This is a genomic window from Aquabacter spiritensis, from assembly GCF_004346185.1.
GTDB classification, from domain to species: domain Bacteria; phylum Pseudomonadota; class Alphaproteobacteria; order Rhizobiales; family Xanthobacteraceae; genus Aquabacter; species Aquabacter spiritensis.
In genome coordinates this window covers 1-17,672 of record NZ_SMAI01000001.1, presented here as the reverse complement: position 1 = coordinate 17,672, position 17,672 = coordinate 1, and the positions used below count along the sequence as shown (strand labels likewise).

12 protein-coding genes and 2 tRNA genes are annotated in these 17,672 nt (G+C 67.6%); 5 read left to right on the top strand and 9 right to left on the bottom strand.

Annotation, left to right across the window (positions count from 1 at the left end; translation table 11 throughout):
- The gene (locus EDC64_RS00065; protein ID WP_132028226.1) at positions 1-1,479 is read left to right on the top strand and encodes an aldehyde dehydrogenase; all 1,479 of its coding nucleotides are present in this window, start codon (positions 1-3) and stop codon (positions 1,477-1,479) included.
- 69 nt (positions 1,480-1,548) lie between these two features.
- Here EDC64_RS00065 and acnA read toward each other — a convergent pair whose 3' ends face one another.
- From acnA to tcuA, 7 genes are all read right to left on the bottom strand, one after another.
- Positions 1,549-4,242: an aconitate hydratase AcnA gene (gene acnA, locus EDC64_RS00060; RefSeq protein ID WP_132028223.1), complete on the bottom strand. Its 2,694-nt coding sequence runs from the start codon at positions 4,240-4,242 to the stop codon at positions 1,549-1,551.
- A complete protein-coding gene (locus tag EDC64_RS00055) occupies positions 4,235-5,644 on the bottom strand; it encodes an MmgE/PrpD family protein (protein ID WP_132028220.1) in 1,410 nt (469 codons plus the stop codon). The genes acnA and EDC64_RS00055 overlap by 8 nt, the downstream gene beginning before the upstream one ends.
- A gap of 55 nt (positions 5,645-5,699) precedes the next feature.
- Positions 5,700-6,296 carry a thiamine pyrophosphate-dependent enzyme gene (locus EDC64_RS00050; RefSeq protein WP_132028217.1) on the bottom strand — a complete coding sequence of 199 codons (597 nt, stop codon included), beginning with the start codon at positions 6,294-6,296 and terminating at the stop codon, positions 5,700-5,702.
- Positions 6,297-6,298: 2 nt separating this feature from the next.
- Positions 6,299-6,829, bottom strand: coding sequence for a thiamine pyrophosphate-binding protein (locus EDC64_RS00045; protein WP_245504466.1), 531 nt, complete (start codon positions 6,827-6,829; stop codon positions 6,299-6,301).
- A 46-nt stretch (positions 6,830-6,875) separates the two neighbouring features.
- Entirely contained in the window at positions 6,876-7,796 is a 921-nt protein-coding gene (locus EDC64_RS00040) for a Bug family tripartite tricarboxylate transporter substrate binding protein (protein WP_165933580.1), read from the bottom strand.
- 281 nt (positions 7,797-8,077) lie between these two features.
- Complete coding sequence (locus tag EDC64_RS00035) at positions 8,078-9,004, bottom strand: LysR substrate-binding domain-containing protein (protein WP_132028209.1); 927 nt, start codon at positions 9,002-9,004, stop codon at positions 8,078-8,080.
- Positions 9,005-9,162: 158 nt separating this feature from the next.
- Positions 9,163-10,689 carry an FAD-dependent tricarballylate dehydrogenase TcuA gene (gene tcuA, locus EDC64_RS00030; protein WP_207915847.1) on the bottom strand — a complete coding sequence of 509 codons (1,527 nt, stop codon included), beginning with the start codon at positions 10,687-10,689 and terminating at the stop codon, positions 9,163-9,165.
- 452 nt (positions 10,690-11,141) lie between these two features.
- Here tcuA and EDC64_RS00025 point away from each other — a divergent pair, with 452 nt between their 5' ends.
- Positions 11,142-13,907, top strand: a complete 2,766-nt coding sequence (locus EDC64_RS00025) for a S8 family peptidase (protein ID WP_132028206.1) — start codon at positions 11,142-11,144, stop codon at positions 13,905-13,907.
- 119 nt (positions 13,908-14,026) lie between these two features.
- On the opposite strand, the gene EDC64_RS00020 is transcribed toward EDC64_RS00025, so the two are convergent.
- Both EDC64_RS00020 and EDC64_RS00015 read right to left on the bottom strand, forming a co-directional pair.
- Positions 14,027-15,697: an MFS transporter gene (locus EDC64_RS00020; protein WP_132028203.1), complete on the bottom strand. Its 1,671-nt coding sequence runs from the start codon at positions 15,695-15,697 to the stop codon at positions 14,027-14,029.
- Between the two features lie 296 nt (positions 15,698-15,993).
- A complete protein-coding gene (locus EDC64_RS00015) occupies positions 15,994-16,836 on the bottom strand; it encodes a TrmH family RNA methyltransferase (protein ID WP_132028200.1) in 843 nt (280 codons plus the stop codon).
- A 270-nt stretch (positions 16,837-17,106) separates the two neighbouring features.
- Here EDC64_RS00015 and EDC64_RS00010 point away from each other — a divergent pair.
- The 3 genes from EDC64_RS00010 to EDC64_RS23680 form a co-directional block, all read left to right on the top strand.
- A tRNA-Tyr gene (locus tag EDC64_RS00010) sits at positions 17,107-17,191 on the top strand.
- A 31-nt stretch (positions 17,192-17,222) separates the two neighbouring features.
- Positions 17,223-17,296, top strand: a tRNA-Gly gene (locus EDC64_RS00005).
- A 281-nt stretch (positions 17,297-17,577) separates the two neighbouring features.
- The coding region (locus EDC64_RS23680; protein ID WP_132034170.1) for a GTP-binding protein at positions 17,578-17,672 on the top strand (95 nt) is incomplete at its 3' end.

Below are 17,672 nucleotides of genomic sequence, written 5' to 3'. Positions count from 1 at the left end.
ATGCAGGACTACCAGCATTATATCGGCGGCGCGTGGGTCGATCCTGCCGGCGGCGAATGGTTCGACACCGTCAATCCCTATACCGCCAAGCCGTGGGCCCGGATCGCCCGCGGCAATGCGGTGGATGTCGGGCGGGCGGTGGACGCGGCATATGACGCCTTCGTCGGCGGGCCGTGGGGCAAGAGCACCGCGAGCGAACGCGGCGCCATGCTCCGCAAGATCGGCGATCTCCTCACCCGCGAGGCCGAGCGGCTCGCCGCCGTCGAGGTGCAGGACAACGGGAAGCTCATGGCGGAGATGCTGGCCCAGCTCCGCTACATCCCCAATTGGTACTATTATTATGGCGGGCTCGCCGACAAGATCGAGGGCTCCGTCATCCCGCTCGATAAGCGCGGCTATCTCAACTATACGCGCTATGAACCGCTCGGCGTGGTGGGCCTTATCACGCCGTGGAATTCCCCGCTGATGCTCACCTCGTGGAAGCTCGCGCCCGCGCTCGCGGCCGGCAATACGGCGGTGCTGAAGCCCTCCGAATTCACCTCCGCCTCCGCCCTGGAATTCGTCAAGGTGCTGGAGGAGGCCGGCCTGCCGCCCGGCGTCGTCAATGTGGTCACCGGCTTCGGGGCCGAAGTCGGCACGCCGCTCGTCGAACACCCGAAGGTGGCAAAGATCGCCTTCACCGGCTCGGACGCGACCGGCAAGCGCATCTATGCCGCCGCCGCCCAGACCATGAAGCACGTGACCATGGAACTCGGCGGCAAGTCGCCGAACATCGTGTTCGCCGACGCCAATCTCGACGATGCGGTGAACGGCGCCATTTCCGGAATTTTCGCGGCGACGGGGCAGACCTGCCTCGCCGGCTCGCGTCTGCTACTCGACGACAAGATCCACGACAGCTTTCTCGAAAAGCTCGTGGCGCGCGCGCGGACCGCCCGCATGGGAGACCCCGCCAGCCTCGACACCCAGGTCGGGCCGATCACCACCCCGCCGCAGTTTCAGAAGGTGCTCGACTATATCGACATCGCGCGCTCCGAGGGGGCGACCCTGGTGACCGGCGGCGGCCGCGGCACCGCCCCGGAATGCGGCAACGGATGGTTCGTGGAGCCCACCATCTTCAAGGACGTGCAGAACGGCATGCGGATCGCCCAGGAGGAGGTGTTCGGGCCGGTCCTTTCCGTCATCCGTTTCAAGGACGAGGAGGATGCCCTGCGGATCGCCAACGATACGCTGTACGGCCTCGCCTCCGGCGTGTGGACCAACGATATCGGCCGCGCCATCCGCATGAGCGAGGGCATCCGCGCCGGCACGGTCTGGGTCAATACCTATCGCGCGGTCAGCTATATGTCGCCGTTCGGCGGCTACCGGCAGAGCGGCATCGGCCGCGAGAACGGGGCCGAGATGATCAAGGAATATCTCCAGACCAAGAGCGTCTGGATGAATTTCGGCGCGCCTTCGGCCAATCCCTTCGTGCAGAGATGAGCGGCGCGGGGCAGGGCGGAGAGCGCTGCCCCGCGGCGGCGCGGGCCGCGGCCGGTCTCGCGGCCTCGATCAGGCGATCGGGTCCACCTGGGCGAGGACCTCGGAGAGGATGAAGGGCATGATGCCGCCGCTGCGGACATAGTCCAGCTCGGCCGGGGTATCGAGCCGCAGGATCAGCGGCGCCTCGGCGGTGGCGCCGTCGGCGCGGGTGATCTTGAGGGTCAGCGGCATGCGCGTCGCGATCTCGCCTGAAAGGCCGACAATGTCGAAGCGCTCGGAGCCGTCCAGGCCGAGATCGGCGGCGCAGGATCCTCCGGCGAACTGGCACGGCAGGACGCCCATGCCGACCAGATTGGAGCGATGGATGCGCTCGAAGCTGGCGGCGATTACGGCCCGCACGCCGAGCAGCCGGGTCGCCTTCGCGGCCCAGTCCCGCGCGCTGCCGGTGCCGTATTCCTGGCCCGCGACGATCACCAGCGGCACGGCCTCGTCCCGGTAGCGCATCGCGGCGTCGTAGATGCTCATCTGCGCGCCGTCCGGCTGATGGGCGGTCACCCCGCCTTCCACGCCCGGCACCATGAGGTTGCGCAGCCGGACATTGCCGAAGCCGCCGCGCACCATGACTTCATGGTTCATGCGGCGCGCGCCGAAATTGTTGAAGTCCTTCGGCGAGACGCCGTGCGCCGTCAGATAGGCGCCGGCGGGGGAGGTGCTCTTGATGGTGCCGATCGGGCTGATGTGGTCGGTGGTGACGCTGTCGCCGAGGATCGCCAGAGCCCGCGCGCCCACGATGTCGCCGAGCGGGGATTGCAGGAATTCCGGCGCCAGGAAGGGCGGCTCCGTGATGTAGGTGGAGGCGGGATCCCACGGATAGATTTCGCCCGTCACCTGCGGGATCTTGCCCCAATGCGGGTCTTCGGCCGCGATGTCGCGGTCATAGACGGCGCGATAGAAAGCCGGGTTCGCGGCAATCTCGTACGCCGCGCGCAGCTCCTCGGGCGTCGGCCAGAGATCGCGCAGGAAGACGGGGGCGCCGTCGCTGCCGATCCCGAGGGGATCCTGCTCGACGTCGAGCCCGATCGTTCCGGCCAGGGCATAGGCCACGACCAGAGGCGGGCTGGCCAGATAGGCCGCGCGCACCGCCGGATGGATGCGCGCCTCGAAATTGCGGTTGCCGGACAAGACCGCGCAGGCCACCACGTCGCCCGCGCCGATCGCCGCCTCCAGCTCCGCGTCGATCGGGCCGGAGGCGCCGACGCAGGTGGTGCAGCTATTGCCCACGACAGCGAAGCCGAGGGCGTCCAGCGGCTGCTGCAGGCCGGCGGCCTCCAGATAGCGGCTGACCACCATCGAGCCCGGTGCCAGCGAGGTCTTCACCCAGGGCTTGGTGGACAGGCCCCGCGCCACCGCCTTGCGGGCGAGCAGGCCGGCGGCCAGCATCACGCCGGGATTTGAGGTGTTGGTGCAGGAGGTGATGGCGGCGATGACCACGTCGCCGTCGCGCGGCGCCGGCTTGCCCGCGGCCGCCGGAGCCGCGGTCTCCGCCTTGCCGTAGCCGCCGGCGTCCGGGGGCGCGCGCAGCACCTCCGCGAACCGGGTCTTCATCTCGCTGAGCGGCACGCGGTCCTGCGGGCGTTTCGGGCCGGCGAGGCTCGGGACGATGGCGCCGAGGTCGAGGTCGACGATGGCGCTATAGTCCACCTCGCCCAGGCGCGGCGCGCCGAAGAAGCCTTGGGTGCGGTAATACTGCTCCACCGCCGCGATCCGCGCCTCGGGACGGCCGGTCTCCCGGAGATAGCGGCAGGTCTGCGCGTCGACGGGGAAATAGCCGATCGTGGCGCCATATTCGACCGCCATATTGGCGATGGTGGCGCGGTCGGGCAGGGACAGGGTCTCGGTGCCCGGGCCGAAGAATTCGACGAACTTGCCGACCACCTTCGCCTTTCGCATCAGCTCGGTGACGGAGAGCACGAGATCGGTCGCGGTGACGCCCGGCGCCAGCACCCCGGTCACGTGCACGCCCACAACGTCCGGCGTCAGGAAGAAGACCGGCTGGCCCAGCACCGCCGCCTGGGCCTCGATGCCGCCGACGCCCCATCCCACCGCGCCCAAGCCGGCGATCATGCAGGTGTGCGAATCCGTCCCGACCAGCGTGTCGGGCATGCACAGACCGTCCTTGATGAGGAGGCCGGGCGCCAGCACTTCGAGATTGAGCTGATGCAGGATGCCGGCGCCGGGCGGGAACAGGCGGATGCCGCCATAGGCCTGCATCGCCCATTTCACGAAGCGGTAGCGCTCGGCGTTGCGCTGGATGTCGAGTTCGGTGTTGAGGCGCAGCGCATCCGGCGTGCCGTAATGATCGACGCTCAAAGTATGGTCGAGCGCCATGTCCACCGGCACCCGGGGGCCGATCGAAGCGGCCGGCCGGCCGAGGCGCAGCACGGCGCCGCGCATCGCGGTGAGATCGCCCAGAAGCGGAATGCCCGCGGCACAGTTCAGCACCACCCGGCCGACGGTGAACGGGATCTCCTCCTCCCGGGCCGCGTGCGGCTGCCAGGTGGCGAGATTGATCGCGTGCCCGGGCAAGACCTTGCGGCCGTCGATGCAGCGCAGGACGGATTCGAGCACGATGCGCAGCACCTTCGGAAGGCGCGAGACCCTGCCGATGCCTTCTTCTTCCAAGGCGGGGACGGAGACGTAATCGTGCGTCGTGCCGCCGCCGAAATCGATCGTGCGGCGGGTCAAAGCGGGCAGGTCACGCATGCGCATCTCGATCGGACAGAATGTGCATCAGGGCTCGGATCGCGGGCAGTTCGGCGATGCCGCCCACGGCTGCGATCAAGGCGTCGGCCTGGGTTTGGGACAGGGTTTGCCGCGTGAGCAGCCGGAACTTTTCGCGGCTTTCCGTTTCCGTGCAGGGATCGGACGGGGTGCCGTGGCAGTCGAGCACGAGGCCGTCCGCCGTGCGGCCATCGGCGAGGCGCAGCCCCACGCTCGATCCGAACTGACCGGGATAAACCGCCTCGATACGCGGATCGACCACCACCTCCACCCGCCGGGCCAGCGCGCGCCGGGCCGGGTCGTCCAGGGCCGCCGGCGCGTACAGGGCGGGATCGCGCGGGTCGCCGGTGAGTGCGAGGGCGGCGCAATAGGGAATCGAATACTGGGCGCCCATCGTGTCGACGGGCGCGGGCGCGCCATTGTTCTGGGCGGCATAGGCGCTGACGCCCACCCGCACGCCGGCAACGTCCTCCGGACGGAGCGGCCCCGCGCCGCGCAGCTCCAGGCAGAGCTGCACCACCGACTGGATCCAGCCGCAAATGGGGAAGACCTTGAACCAGACCTGCTCGATGGCCCAGCGCTCGCTCAGGCCCGCGCGCAGCGCCTCCGGCTGCGTCCCGGCGCCGCCGAACACGTCGAGAAGTCCGAAGCGGCCGTCGATGGCGAAGGGCGGGCCGAGGAAGCCGCGGGCGGCAAGCTGGCAGGCGCGCACCCCCGCCTCGGCGGCGCGGCCGAGATGCAGGCGCTTGACCATGCCGCCGCCCTGGCCGGTGGCGAAGCTCTTGATGCCGGAGGCGGCGGAACAGGCGATGCCGATGGCGGAAAGAAGCTGGTCCTTCGAGAGGTTCATCACCAGGCCGGCGGAGACCGCGCAGGCCACCGGGCCGGTGACGGCGGTGACGTGGAAGCCTTTCTTGGAGGGATCGTGGCCGATGGCGAGGCCGAGCCGGTGCATGGTCTCATAGCCGGCGACGATCGCCTCCAGCACCCGCGCGCCCGAGGCGTTCGCCGCCTCTCCGGCCGCCAAAGCCGCCGGGATGACGCAGGCGCCGGGATGCACCACGGAGGCGGCGATCAGATCGTCCAGTTCGTAGCCGTGGATGGCCGTGCCGTTGCACAAAGCGGCACCCGGCGCGCTGGTGCGCGCGGCATGGCCGATGATCGTGGCGACGTCCTTCGCGCCGTCCGACAGGACCTCCTCGACCAGGATGCGCGACCAGACCTGGCCGGCACCGAACACCCCGCAGCCCAGAGCTTCGATCAGGCAGACGCGGGCGCGTTCCGCGACGCGCGCGGGCAGGCGGGCGAGGGAGATGTCGAACAGGACATCGACGAGGTCGTGGGCGGGGCTGCGCGGGGCGGGGCTGCGAGGCGTGTCGAGCATATGTCACCGGAAAGCGGCGCCACCGCCGGAGGGCGGTGGCGGGAGGAGGCCGTGCTCAGTCGAAGGCGCGCGCGCCGAGCAGATGGTGGCGGAACCGGTCCTTGATGGTGGCCCCGTCGCGCAGGCGGATCGACATCGGATAGCGCTGCGTGTTGACCTTGATGTCGAAGAAGAGCGGGCCTTCGCCGCCGAACATGGACGGCAAAGCGGCCGCCAGATCGTCCTCGCTATAGATCGTCTGCGCCTGCGCGAAGCTACAGGCGGTCGCGATGCCGGTCAGGCTCACGCCGCGCCCGGTATGGGTCGGCTGCATGCCGGTCTCGCTGTAATGCTCGTTGTCGATCACGGCGAAGGCGAGGTTCTTAGGCCGCTCGGCGCCGATGGTGGCGAAGGCGCCGAGGCCCATCAGCGCCTCGCCGTCGCCGGTCAGGACCAGCACGCGGCGGTCCGGCTGCGCCAAAGCCAGCCCGAGGCCGGCCATCGCGGCGGCGCCCATGGCGCCCCAGAAATAGAAGGTCTCCGGGCGGTCGGAGAGACCGGCATCGTAGGTGGTCGAGCCGAGGCCGGTGACGATGAGCGTGTCCCCGGCGGCGCCGAGAACGGTGCTCATGACCTTACGCCGATCCAGGGTGGGGGTGCGGGGGGCGGTCATGCTCACTTGCTCCAGTCCTTGAAACCCAGAAGGCGCTGGCTCAGCAGCACCGCGACCGGGGTGTTGGAACTGAAGGCGAGCTGCGCCGCGGCATAGGTGACCTGCGCCACCTCGTCGGCGGCGTCGGCGCGCTGCACGAACACGCCCGCTGCCTCCAGCACTTTCGGCGTGCTCTGGCCCATATGGAGCTGCCAGGGATTGAACTCGCCCCACTCGCCCCGCATGGTCACCAGCATCAGAAGCGGAATGCGGCAATGGGTGACGATGCTCAGCATGTTGATGCAATTGCCGACGCCGGAGGACTGCATCAGCAGCACGCCGCGGTCGCCGCCCAGCCAGGCGCCGGAGAGCATGGCGATGCCCTCCTCCTCGGTGGTGAGCGAGACCGCCTTCATGTCGGGATCGGCATGGCAGCTGGAGATCAGCTGGGTGTGGCCGGCATCCGGGACGAAAGCGACTTGTCTGACGCCGACCGATTTGAGGGTGTCGTAGATTTCGCCGGGCCAAAGGCGCGGTGGCGGTTCAGGTTTCACGGCAACGTCCCTGTTTTGGTGTCTGAAATCGGTCGCGGCAGCGGCGTTACTGCGCATCCATGATCTTGGCGCGGGCGATGACGTCCGCCCATTTTTTGAGGTCGGTCTGGATGCGGGCGGCGAATTCCTTCGGCGTGTCGCCGACCAGGATCGCGCCGGTGGCTTCGAGGCGCGTGCGCACGGTGGGGTCCGCGATCATCTCGCGCACCTCCGCATAGAGCCGCTGGACGATGGCCGGACTGGTGCCGGCCGGTGCCAGAAGGCCGTACCAGAGGTCGGATTCGAAGCCCTCGAAACCGGGAAATTCCGCCACGGTCGGCAAGTCCGGCATCGCGGAATTGCGCTCGAGGCTGCTGATCGCCAGGGCGCGCAGCCGGCCCTGCTTCACCATCGGCACGACGGTGAGCATGGACACGAAGAGGCAGTCGACGTGCCCACCGAGCAGCGCCGTCAAAGATTGCCCGCTGCCCCTGTACGTCACATGGGTGATGTCGAGACCGGCCATCAGCTTGAGCTGTTCCAGGGCCAGGTGGGCGCTGCCGCCGACCCCGGACGAGCCGCAATTCATCACCCCGGGATGCGCCTTGGCATAAGCGACGAACCCCTCGAACGTGTCGGCCGGAAATGCCGCCGGCACCACCAGCGCGAGCGGCACCGATGCCAGAAGGCTGATCGGCGTCAGATCCTTGACCGGATCGTAGCGCGTCTGCGAGCCGGGCAATTGCGGGTTGATGACGATGGTGGCGTTGGTGGTGACCAGCAAAGTGTGGCCGTCCGGCCGGGCGCGGGCCACCATTTCGGTGCCGATATTGCCGCCGCCGCCCGCCTTCACCTCGACGATCGCGTTGGTCTTCCAGTCCGCCTGCAGGCGCTGGGCGAAGAGCCGCGCCATGATGTCGGTCCCCCCGCCGGCCGCGAACGGCGAGACGATGCGGATCGTCTCCGCGGGGTAGGGAGTCTGCGCCATGGCCGGAAGCGTCGGCGCAAGCGATATCGCGGCTGCCACGGCAGCCCAGCGCGGGATCCTCAGCACGCAAACCTCCCGCATCCTCGTCGCCCGATGCCCGGGATTGGGGCGGAGCGCGAGCGTCTGTTTTGGAGGTCCGGGCGGCACATCGTTCAGAGAGAGATGCCCGCCCGGCCTCGAATTCAGGTGACGGTAGGAGCGCGCCGGGACGGGGTCAAAGCCCGTTTAAAGATAGTAGTATTCCGCTCGAAGCATGCTGTCGGTGACGGCTGCGCGGCGGGTCACGCGCGTTTGCGCAGGGCGGCGCGCACGGCTTCCGGGGTCAGCGCCGCGGACAGGCCGGAAATGAAATCGAAGATGAAGCGGCGCATATAGGTGTTGGTGCGCAGGGTGACATAGCTGGTGCTCGCTTCGAACAAATGGCTCGCATCCACCGCCCGCAAATCCCTGTCGTGGCGCGGGTCCACCGCCAGGGTGGCGAGGATGGCGATGCCGAGGCCGAGCTCGACATAGGTCTTGCTCACGTCCGCATCCACCGCGTCGAACAGGATGGTCGGCTTGATGCCCCGGCGTTCGAAGGCATCCAGAATCTTCCACCGTCCGCTGCGCTGCGGGTCGTGGGCGATCAGCGGATATTTGGCGATGGCCTCGAGGGTGAGGGGTTTGACCCTGAGGATGGGATGCCCCTTGCGGGCGATGAGGCTGCGGGTGATCTGGAACGCCGGCAGCATCAGGAGGCTGGGGAACTGGCGCAGCGGTTCGGTGCCGATGGCGAGATCCGCCTCGTTGGCGGCGACCGCCTCGCAGATTTCCGTAGGGTTGCCCTGGCGGAGCCCGATGCGCACGGCCGGATGACGCTCGACGAAGCGGGCGATGACCTTCGGCAGGATGTAGCGCGCGTGGGTATGCGTGGTGGCGATGGTGAGCGCGCCCTCTTCGCGGGCGCCGAAATCCTCGCGGACATTCTTGAGGCTGGCCGCGTCGTTGAGAATGCGCTGCGCGATCTCGAGCACTTCGCGGCCCGGCTCGGTGAGCCCGACCACGCGGTTGCGGCTGCGCTCGAAGATGGTGAAGCCGAGCTCGGCCTCAAGCTCCTGGATCTGCTTGCTCATCCCGGGCTGGGAGGTGTTGAGCGCTTCGGCCGCGGCGGAGATGTGGTTGCCGCGCCGGTAGACCTCGACGATGTATCGCAGCTGACGAAATTGCACGCGGACGCCTCCCTCGCGGCGTCTCGTTCCAACCGGCGGTCGCCAGCCCCCGCGCCGCGCGATCTGCCCAGCATAGGCAAACCCGCCGCCGCTTCATAGCGCCGGCGCGTCCCGGTCGTGCCCGTTCCCGACGGGCCGTGCCCCGTCCTTTCCGCCGCTCACGCCGCCGTCCCGGCGGCGCGTGGAACATGGGCTCGGGCCGCGCGGGCCGCCTGCGCCGCGCTGCGGCCGGCGAGACGGCCGAACACCGCGCCGCTGGTGAGGCCGGTCGCGCCCGGATAATTGAAGTAGAACAGGCCGCCGACCATTTCGCCGGCGGCATAGAGGCCGGCGATGGGCTGCGCATTGGTGTCGATCACCTGCCCCTCGGTGGAGATGCGCACGCCGCCGAAGGTGAAGGTGATGCCGCAGGTGACCGCATAGGCCTCGAACGGCGCGACCTCGATCGGGTTCGCCCAGTTGGATTTCGGGATGTCCAGACCTTCCGTCCGGCGCCCGTCCTTGACCGTGGGGTCGAAGGCCACCTCCCGGGTGACGGCGGCGTTGAAGGCGCGCATCGTCTTCAGGAATTGTTCGCGGTCCACGTCGCCCATCTTGTCCACCAGCTCCTCCAAAGTGTCGGCGGTGACCTTGGTGACGTGGCGCGTCTTGTATTCGGGGCGCAGCAGATGCGTCACCGTGGCATCGAAGATCTGCCAGGCGAACTGGTCCGGCTGGGCGAGGACGATGCGGCCATATTTGGCATAGGTGTAATTGCGGATGTCCGCGCCCTCGTCGAGGAAGCGCTTGCCTTCGGCATTCACCATGACCGACCAGGGATAGCTGTCGCGCTCGTAATCGCCGGTCACGGAGAAGTCGCCGAAATCCTCGGCATAACGCTCCCATCCCACCGCGTGGCAGCCGGACCAATTGCCCGCCGGCTGGGCGCCGATCTTCAGCGCCATGTCCAAACCGTCGCCGGTGTTGAACTTGCTGCCGCGCACCTTGGCGAGGTCCCAGCCCGGCCCGAGATATTTGCTGCGCCACTCGCGATTGGCCTCGAAGCCGCCGCAGGCGAGGATCACGGCGCCGCCGGAAATCTCGCGGGTCACGCCGTCCAGCTTCACGACCACGCCGGTCACACCGGCATCGCCCGCCACGAGTTCGCGCGCCCAGGCATTGTAGCGGATGTCGACCCCGGCTCTTTCCGCCGCTTTGTAGAGAAAATCCACCAGACCGGGGCCGCCGCCCCAGGCCGCCAGCGTCGCCCCGCCCCAGAATTTGAAGCGGCCGTCCACTTTGAAGGATTGGCGCCCGAACTGGGGGTAGAATTTGATGCCATGCTTCACCATCCAGTGCATGGTGGCATTGCTCTGCCGCACCAGGATCTCGCACAGATCCGGGTCGGTGCGGTTGCGGGTGATGCGGGCCATGTCGTCGAAGAAGGCGTCTTCGGAATAGGATCCGAAATCGCTGTCCTTCTCGTCCTCGTTGAGATCCGGCGAGAGCGCCAGGATGTCCTCTTTCCCCGCATAGGCGAAGCGCATCAGGCCTTCGGTATAGGCGCTGTTTCCGCCCCGCTCCTCCCGCGGCGCGCGTTCGAGCAAAAGCACGGACGCGCCGTCCTCGCGGGCGGACAAGGCCGCGCACAAGGCCGCATTGCCACCCCCCACAACGATGACGTCATACTCGTTCTCCCGGCTCATTACGCGCTCCATCGACACGGTCTCGTCCTCGCAACGGTCTTTCCTCCCTATCAAATGACGTCGTGTCATCGTCAGACTAACTTCTGCTGCTAGCATTCCGCGCTCGAATGCTGAGACGGCGCGCCCCTCGGCTGTTCGGTGGGTCGGAACCGTGGGCGGTTCGCCTTATTGCGGTTTGCGCAGGCTCAGCTGGGCCTTTTCAGCGCGCGCAGGGGAGGCGAAACGCCGCCCGGCGGCAGTGCCCGGCTGTGACCGGAGGACGCGACAGCGGTCCCGCCAGCTTGCGGACACGCTTGATCTTCCGCATTGAATGTAAGAATTCGTCAGAATATTCCGATGGTTGGAGCCGATTTTTTTGCGACAACCCGGGTGACGTGGTGCCAAAAATGTTTACGGATGTCTGCAATCCCGGTCGCTTCTTGAACAGGATTCCGTTTGAGGGGAGAGGTTAAATGGTAAGCAGGTATATTCCGTCCGATCCGTTGTTTGGGCAGCAGTGGCATCTTTGGAACACTGGCCAGGACATTTACGATCTGCCCCAGACGGACGGGGCCTATCGCAACGATATCAACGTCACGCCGGTCTGGACCGACTATACCGGCGCGGGCGTCATCGTCGGGGTCTATGACAACGGGTTCCAGGGGGATCACCCGGACTATGTCGCGAATTATCTCGCCGACAAGGCCTACGATTTCAGCAAGGATCGGCCCGGCCAGACGGCCGGCGATCACGGCACCGCGACCCTGGGGCTAATCGTCGCCACCCAGAACACGATCGGCGGCGTCGGCGTCGCCTTCGACGCGGACGCGATCGCCTATACCTGGGGCTCAGGCAACGACTTTCCGCGAGCGGTCGCACGCATGCTGCTGGACGGTGTGGCGGTCAGCAGCAACAGCTGGGGGCCAAACACCACCTTCGGCGGGCCGACCTTCGACCCCGTGCAGCAAAGCAATATGAACACGGCGCTCCTCAATCTGGCGCAGCTCGGCCGGGACGGCCTCGGCACGGTCAGCGTGTTCGCCGCCGGCAATGAGCGCACGCAGCATTACAATTCCACGTTCATGGAGACCAGCAACTCGCCGTTTGCGATCACGGTTGCGGCCGCCAATGCGGACGGCACGGTCTCTGCCTATTCGAATCCCGGCCCGAGCGTCCTCGTGGCCGCGCCGGGAAGCGGCTACAATCCGAACGGCACCGTGAGCGAACTCCCGAGCATCGTCACCACCGACCTGCTCGGGACGAACGGCTACAACACCCTGCCGGACGGCGATTACACCAACGTCCTCGACCGCACCGTGATCGATCCGGCGACCGGCAAGATCAAGGCGGGCGGCTTCAACGGCACCTCGGCGGCGACCCCCATCGTCTCCGGCGTGGCGGCGCTCATTCTCGAGGCCAATTCCGCTCTCGGCTATCGCGACGTCCAGGAGATCCTGGCCTACAGCGCCAAAACCCCCGACGGCGTCGCGACCTGGAGCGCCAATGGCGCGACCGACTGGAATGGCGGCGGCCATCTCTACAGCAACGATCTGGGCTTCGGGCATGTCGACGCCCTGGCGGCGGTGCGCCTTGCCGAGACCTGGCAGAAGCAGAGCACCTACGACAATGTCGCCCAGGCCGAGAGGATCTTCGCCGCTGCCCAGACCATCGTCGCGGCGGGCCAGACGCAACGGTTCACGGCCCAGTTCACGGAGGTCATCCGCGTCCAGCACGCCGTCGTCTCCGTCTCCCTCGACATGGGGATGGGCGCGGACACCCTCGCCAGCGTCACCATGACCTTGACCGGGCCGAACGGGCAGACCAGCAGCGTCTTTCTGGACCCGGCTGCCTATATTCCTGTCTTCCGGGACCCGGTCACGCAGAGTTACACCAGCGGATTGCCGCAGAAGATCACCTACTCCTTCGATACGGTGCACGATTGGGGTGAGCTGAGCAATTCGGGCGCGTGGACGCTGACCGTCACCAATGCGTCCACTGGCCAGGACCTGACCATGGGCGCGGAGCTGGCGCTGCTGGGCGACACCGCGACGGGCGGCCAGACGTTCGTCTACACCGACGATTATGCGCGCCTCGGCGCGGCGGAGGGGGACCGCACCATTCTCGGCGCCACCAGCGTCGGTCCCCACACCCTCAATGCGGCGGCGGTGACCTTCGACACCACCATCGACCTCGTCCAGCACACGGCCGAGATTGCCGGCGTCGCGACGACGATCGGCGGCAGCCTGCAATTCGCCAGCCTGATCACCGGTGACGGCAATGACAGTCTGACCGGCGACGCGTACGCGACCACCTTCTTCTCCGGCCGCGGCATCAATACGGTCGATGGCGGTGCCGGCACCGACACCCTCTGGGTGCTGAAGGGCGTGTCCGATTACGTCCAGGCCGGCTATGGCGACAAGACCGTCCTGTTCAGCGGCGCCAGCCAGGACACCCTCGCCGGCATCGAGACCCTCAAATTCGCCGACGGGTCCCTCACGCTCGGCACCGATCCGCTGGTGAACGAGGTGTTCTACGCCGCGCACAATGCGGACGTGTTCGCGGCGGGGGTCGATATCGACACCCATTATGCCACGTACGGCTGGATGGAGGGGCGCGACCCCAACGCCTGGTTCAGCACCACGGCCTATCTCGCCAACCATGCCGACGTGGCCGCAGCGGGCATCAATCCGCTCGATCATTACAACCAGACCGGGTGGCTGGCCGGATACGACCCGTCCGCCCAGTTCGACACGTCGCTCTATCTCCATTTCAACGCGGACGTGGCGGCCGCCGGCCTCGACCCGCTCATGCATTATCTGCAATACGGCATCGTCGAAGGCCGCCAGGCGTATGAGGTGGTCGACAGCGCCCATATCACGGACAGTTTCGATGCCACCTTCTACCTGCTCGCCAATGCGGACGTGGCCTCGGCGGGGGTGGATGCCGTCACGCATTACGATCAGTACGGCTGGAAGGAGGGGCGCAACCCCGACGCCTTCTTCTCCAGCACCTTCTATCTCGCCTACAATCCCGATGTCGCGGCGGCGGGGATCAACCCGCTGACCCATTACGATCAATATGGCTGGCGGGAGGGCCGCAACCCCTCCGCCGATTTCGACACGAACGCCTATCTCGAGGCTTATGCGGACGTGCGGGCGGCGGATATCGATCCGCTCCAGCATTATCTCCAGTATGGCCTCCTGGAAGGCCGCGCCGCTTTCGCCTGGGATCTGGCGTAGCGCGCGCGGTCGTTCCCGCGCACCGGCGGGATCCCCGAAACGCAAACGGCCCCGCCGAAGCAGGGCCGTCGCCGAATGCGGCCCGTTCGGATGGCGGGGCCATCCGAACGGAGACGGTGTCAGTGCCAGTCTTCGAGGTTTCGGTCCTTGGTCTCCGGCAGCAGGAAGAAGCCGATGACCACGGTCATGCAGGCGACCACGATCGGGTACCAGAGGCCGGCGAAGATGTTGCCGGAGGCCGCCACGATGGCGAAGGCGGTCGGAGGCAGGAAGCCGCCGAACCAGCCATTGCCGATATGGTAGGGCAGCGACATGCCGGTATAGCGGATCCGGGTCGGGAACAGCTCCACCAGCAGCGCGGCGATCGGGCCGTAGACCATGGTGACGTAGATCACCAGGATGAAGAGCAGCCCGATCAGGGTCAGCGAGCGGCCGTCCGTGAGCACGCCGCCGACGGTCGGCTGCTTCAGGATGGTGGGGTCTCCGACGCGGGGATAGCCCGCCCCCTGCGCCGCCGCGACCAGAGCCGCGCCGGTCTTGTCGGTCTCGGGCATCGCCACCGGCGCGCCGTTGATGGTCGCCGCGAGCGCGGAGCCCGCCGCGCCGGGTACCAGTTCGTAATGCATCGAATTGGTGGCGAGGGTGCGCCGCACCACATCGCACGGACGGGTGAAGACGCGCACGCCGACCGGATCGAACAGCGTGCCGCACTGGGCCGGATCGGCGGTCAAGACGATCTTCACGTTCTCGGTCGCCGCGATCAGCTTGGGATTGGCGGTCTGGGCGATGAGATGGAACAGCGGGAAATAGGTCGCCGCCGCGATCAGGCAGCCGAGCAGCAGGATCGGCTTGCGGCCGATCTTGTCCGACAGCCAGCCGAAGAAGATGAAGAAGGGCGTGCCGAGCAGCAGCGAGAAGGCGATCAGCAGATTGGCGGTGGTGCCGTCCACCTTCATCGCCTGGGTCAGGAAGAACAAGGCGTAGAACTGACCGGTGTACCAGACCACGGCCTGGCCGGCAGTGCCGCCGAGCAGCGCGACGAGGGCGATCTTGGCGTTGCTCCAGCGGCCGAAGGCCTCCTTCAGCGGCGCCTTGGAGCGCGTGCCCTCCTCCTTCATCTTCTGGAAGGCCGGGGATTCCTGGAGCTGGAGGCGGATCCAGATCGAGAAGCCGAGCAGGATGATCGACAGCAGGAACGGCACCCGCCAGCCCCAGGCCGCGAAGGCTTCCGGGCTCATGCTGAGGCGCAGGCTGAGGATCACCAGCAGCGACAGGAACAGGCCGACGGTCGCGGTGGTCTGGATCCAGGAGGTATAGAAGCCGCGCCGGCCGTGCGGCGCGTGTTCCGCCACATAGGTCGCCGCGCCGCCATATTCGCCGCCGAGCGCGAGGCCCTGGAGCAGCCGGCAGGCGATGAAGGCGGCGGGCGCGAGATAGCCGATCGTGTCGAAGCCGGGCAGGATGCCGACCACGAAAGTGGCGATGCCCATGATCACCATGGTGATCAGGAAGGTGTATTTGCGGCCGATCAGGTCGCCGAGGCGGCCGAAGAAGATGGCGCCGAACGGGCGGACGGCGAAGCCCGCCGCGAAGCCGAACAGAACGAAGATGAACTTCGCGGTGTCGTTGGTGCCCGGCACGAAGGTCGCCGCGATGTTCGCCGCGAGCGAGCCGGCCAGATAGAAGTCATACCATTCGAACACGGTGCCGGCGGAGGAGGCGACGATGACCTTTCGTTCCTCCTTCGTCATCGGCGCGTGTGCCGCGCCCGGGGCGGTCGTTACAGCCATCGCACTTTCCTCCACAGATGGACATGCCCGTCATGACGCGGCGCATGGGCCCGAGGGCCGGAAGGACGGATGTGGACATGTCGGTCGCCGACCCGCGCGGCGGCGGGTGAAGCGGGCCTTCCTCCAACTGGATCGTCGTTTCCGCGTCTCTTGCGCGCGGATTTCCGGCTCGGGCGCAGAGCGCCGCGGCCGCACCATGACCCAGCGCGCGCCGCAGCACGATTGGTCAATGGTCTATTGACACATGGTCTTAGGAGGAAAGGATTATGCTTGGCCGTTCAATGACTTACGTTAGGTCATGACGTTACGTTGCGGCGCAGCGCGCGGACCGCGATGCCGAGCGAGAGGGCGGCCGCGTTCGAGACGTTGAGGCTCTTGATGACCCCGGGAAGATCGATCCGGGCGAGCACGTCGCAGGTCTGCCGGGTGAGCTGGCGCAGCCCCTTGCCCTCGGCGCCGAGCACCAGAGCGAGCGGCGCGCGCAGCGGCGCGTCCTCGATGTCGGACGGGCCTTCGCTGTCGAGCCCGACCACCAGCATGCCGTTGTCCTTCAGATCGTTCAGCGCGCGGGCGAGGTTCTGCACCAGGCAGAAGGGCACGTGCTCGAGCCCGCCCGAGGCGCTCTTGGCGAGCACGCCGGTGGCGAGCGGGCTGTGGCGCGCGGTGGTGACGATCGCGCCGACCCCGAAGGCGGCGGCGGAGCGCACGATGGCGCCGACATTGTGCGGATCCGTGATCTGGTCGAGCACCAGGACGAGGTCGTGCTTGGCCACCTTCGCCAGAGGCGGGGAGGGGAGATGGTCGCACTGGGCGAGCAGGCCCTGATGCACCGCGTCGGGGCCGAGCAATTTATCGATCTCGCCGGGCCGGACGATCTCCGGCTCGACCGGCGGCGTGACGCCTTCTTCGGCGAGGCGGCGCAGGCCGTTCTCGGTGGCGAGGATGCGCCGGAAGCGGCGGCGCGGATTCTTCAGCGCCTCGGCGACCGTGTGCCAGCCATAGAGCAGCGCGACGTCGTCCTCGCCGCTCCAGACGGGCGGTGGGCCACCGCGGCGGGCGGGGCCGGACGGGCGCGCGCCCGGTTTGCCGAAGGGGCGGCGCGGACCGGAGCGGGCGGGACGATGTGGCGGTTCGGACATGGTGCTAGCCATTGTCAGAGCCGGCGCGCGGGCGCAAGCGCCGTGCGTCGTGTGCGCGGCGGTCAGCCGCGGCGCCGCTCCCTCCGGCAGCGGCGATCCGCGCAAGACGGCCTCGCCGCGGCCTCGGCACGGACGCGGGGACGCGGGGGATTTCCGGCGGATTTCCGGTTGACTTCGCCAAACCGCTTCCACATAAAACCGGGCCTTGAGGCGCCCGGGCGAACCGGGCGGCCGCGCCGAAAGCGCGGTGCCTCGGATGACGGGCGATGTGGAGGGGTGCCCGAGTGGTTAAAGGGGACGGACTGTAAATCCGTTGGCTCTGCCTACGTTGGTTCAAATCCAACCCCCTCCACCACCCGTCGTCGAGAGCCGGGAGTACGCCGCGCGCGGGTGTAGCTCAATGGTAGAGCAACAGCCTTCCAAGCTGATGACGAGGGTTCGATTCCCTTCACCCGCTCCAGCGGCCCGATGGACGGAAATGGCCGCGCGGTGCCGGATCCGCCTCGCCGTCGCCGCGACTCGCTCTGCACACCCCTGACCCGGGCCTGGCCGCGGGGGATCGCGACCGCGGCGCGCCGGATGCGACGGGGCGGGGCCGAGGCCGGCCCCGAAGGCCGGAACGCAAGGGTCGGGGCTTGCAGAGCGCGCGGAAACCCCCTATCCCACGGCGTCTTTTTTGCCCGCGCGGGCACAATCCGGACCGATCCGAGCACGCGAACCGAAGCACACCGAGAGAGAACGATGGCCAAAGTCAAATTTGAGCGCAACAAGCCGCACTGCAACATCGGGACCATCGGTCACGTGGACCATGGCAAGACGTCTTTGACGGCAGCGAT

Excerpts from the sequence above, each read along its gene's own strand:
- EDC64_RS00050 (WP_132028217.1), bottom strand. The coding sequence starts at position 6,296 with ATGACCGCCCCCCGCACCCCCACCCTGGATCGGCGTAAGGTCATGAGC.
- EDC64_RS00055 (WP_132028220.1), bottom strand. The coding sequence starts at position 5,644 with ATGCTCGACACGCCTCGCAGCCCCGCCCCGCGCAGCCCCGCCCACGAC.
- EDC64_RS00065 (WP_132028226.1), top strand. The coding sequence starts at position 1 with ATGCAGGACTACCAGCATTATATCGGCGGCGCGTGGGTCGATCCTGCC.
- EDC64_RS00015 (WP_132028200.1), bottom strand. The coding sequence starts at position 16,836 with ATGTCCGAACCGCCACATCGTCCCGCCCGCTCCGGTCCGCGCCGCCCC.
- EDC64_RS00020 (WP_132028203.1), bottom strand. The coding sequence starts at position 15,697 with ATGGCTGTAACGACCGCCCCGGGCGCGGCACACGCGCCGATGACGAAG.
- acnA (WP_132028223.1), bottom strand. The coding sequence starts at position 4,242 with ATGCGTGACCTGCCCGCTTTGACCCGCCGCACGATCGATTTCGGCGGC.
- EDC64_RS00040 (WP_165933580.1), bottom strand. The coding sequence starts at position 7,796 with ATGGCGCAGACTCCCTACCCCGCGGAGACGATCCGCATCGTCTCGCCG.
- EDC64_RS00025 (WP_132028206.1), top strand. The coding sequence starts at position 11,142 with ATGGTAAGCAGGTATATTCCGTCCGATCCGTTGTTTGGGCAGCAGTGG.
- tcuA (WP_207915847.1), bottom strand. The coding sequence starts at position 10,689 with ATGAGCCGGGAGAACGAGTATGACGTCATCGTTGTGGGGGGTGGCAAT.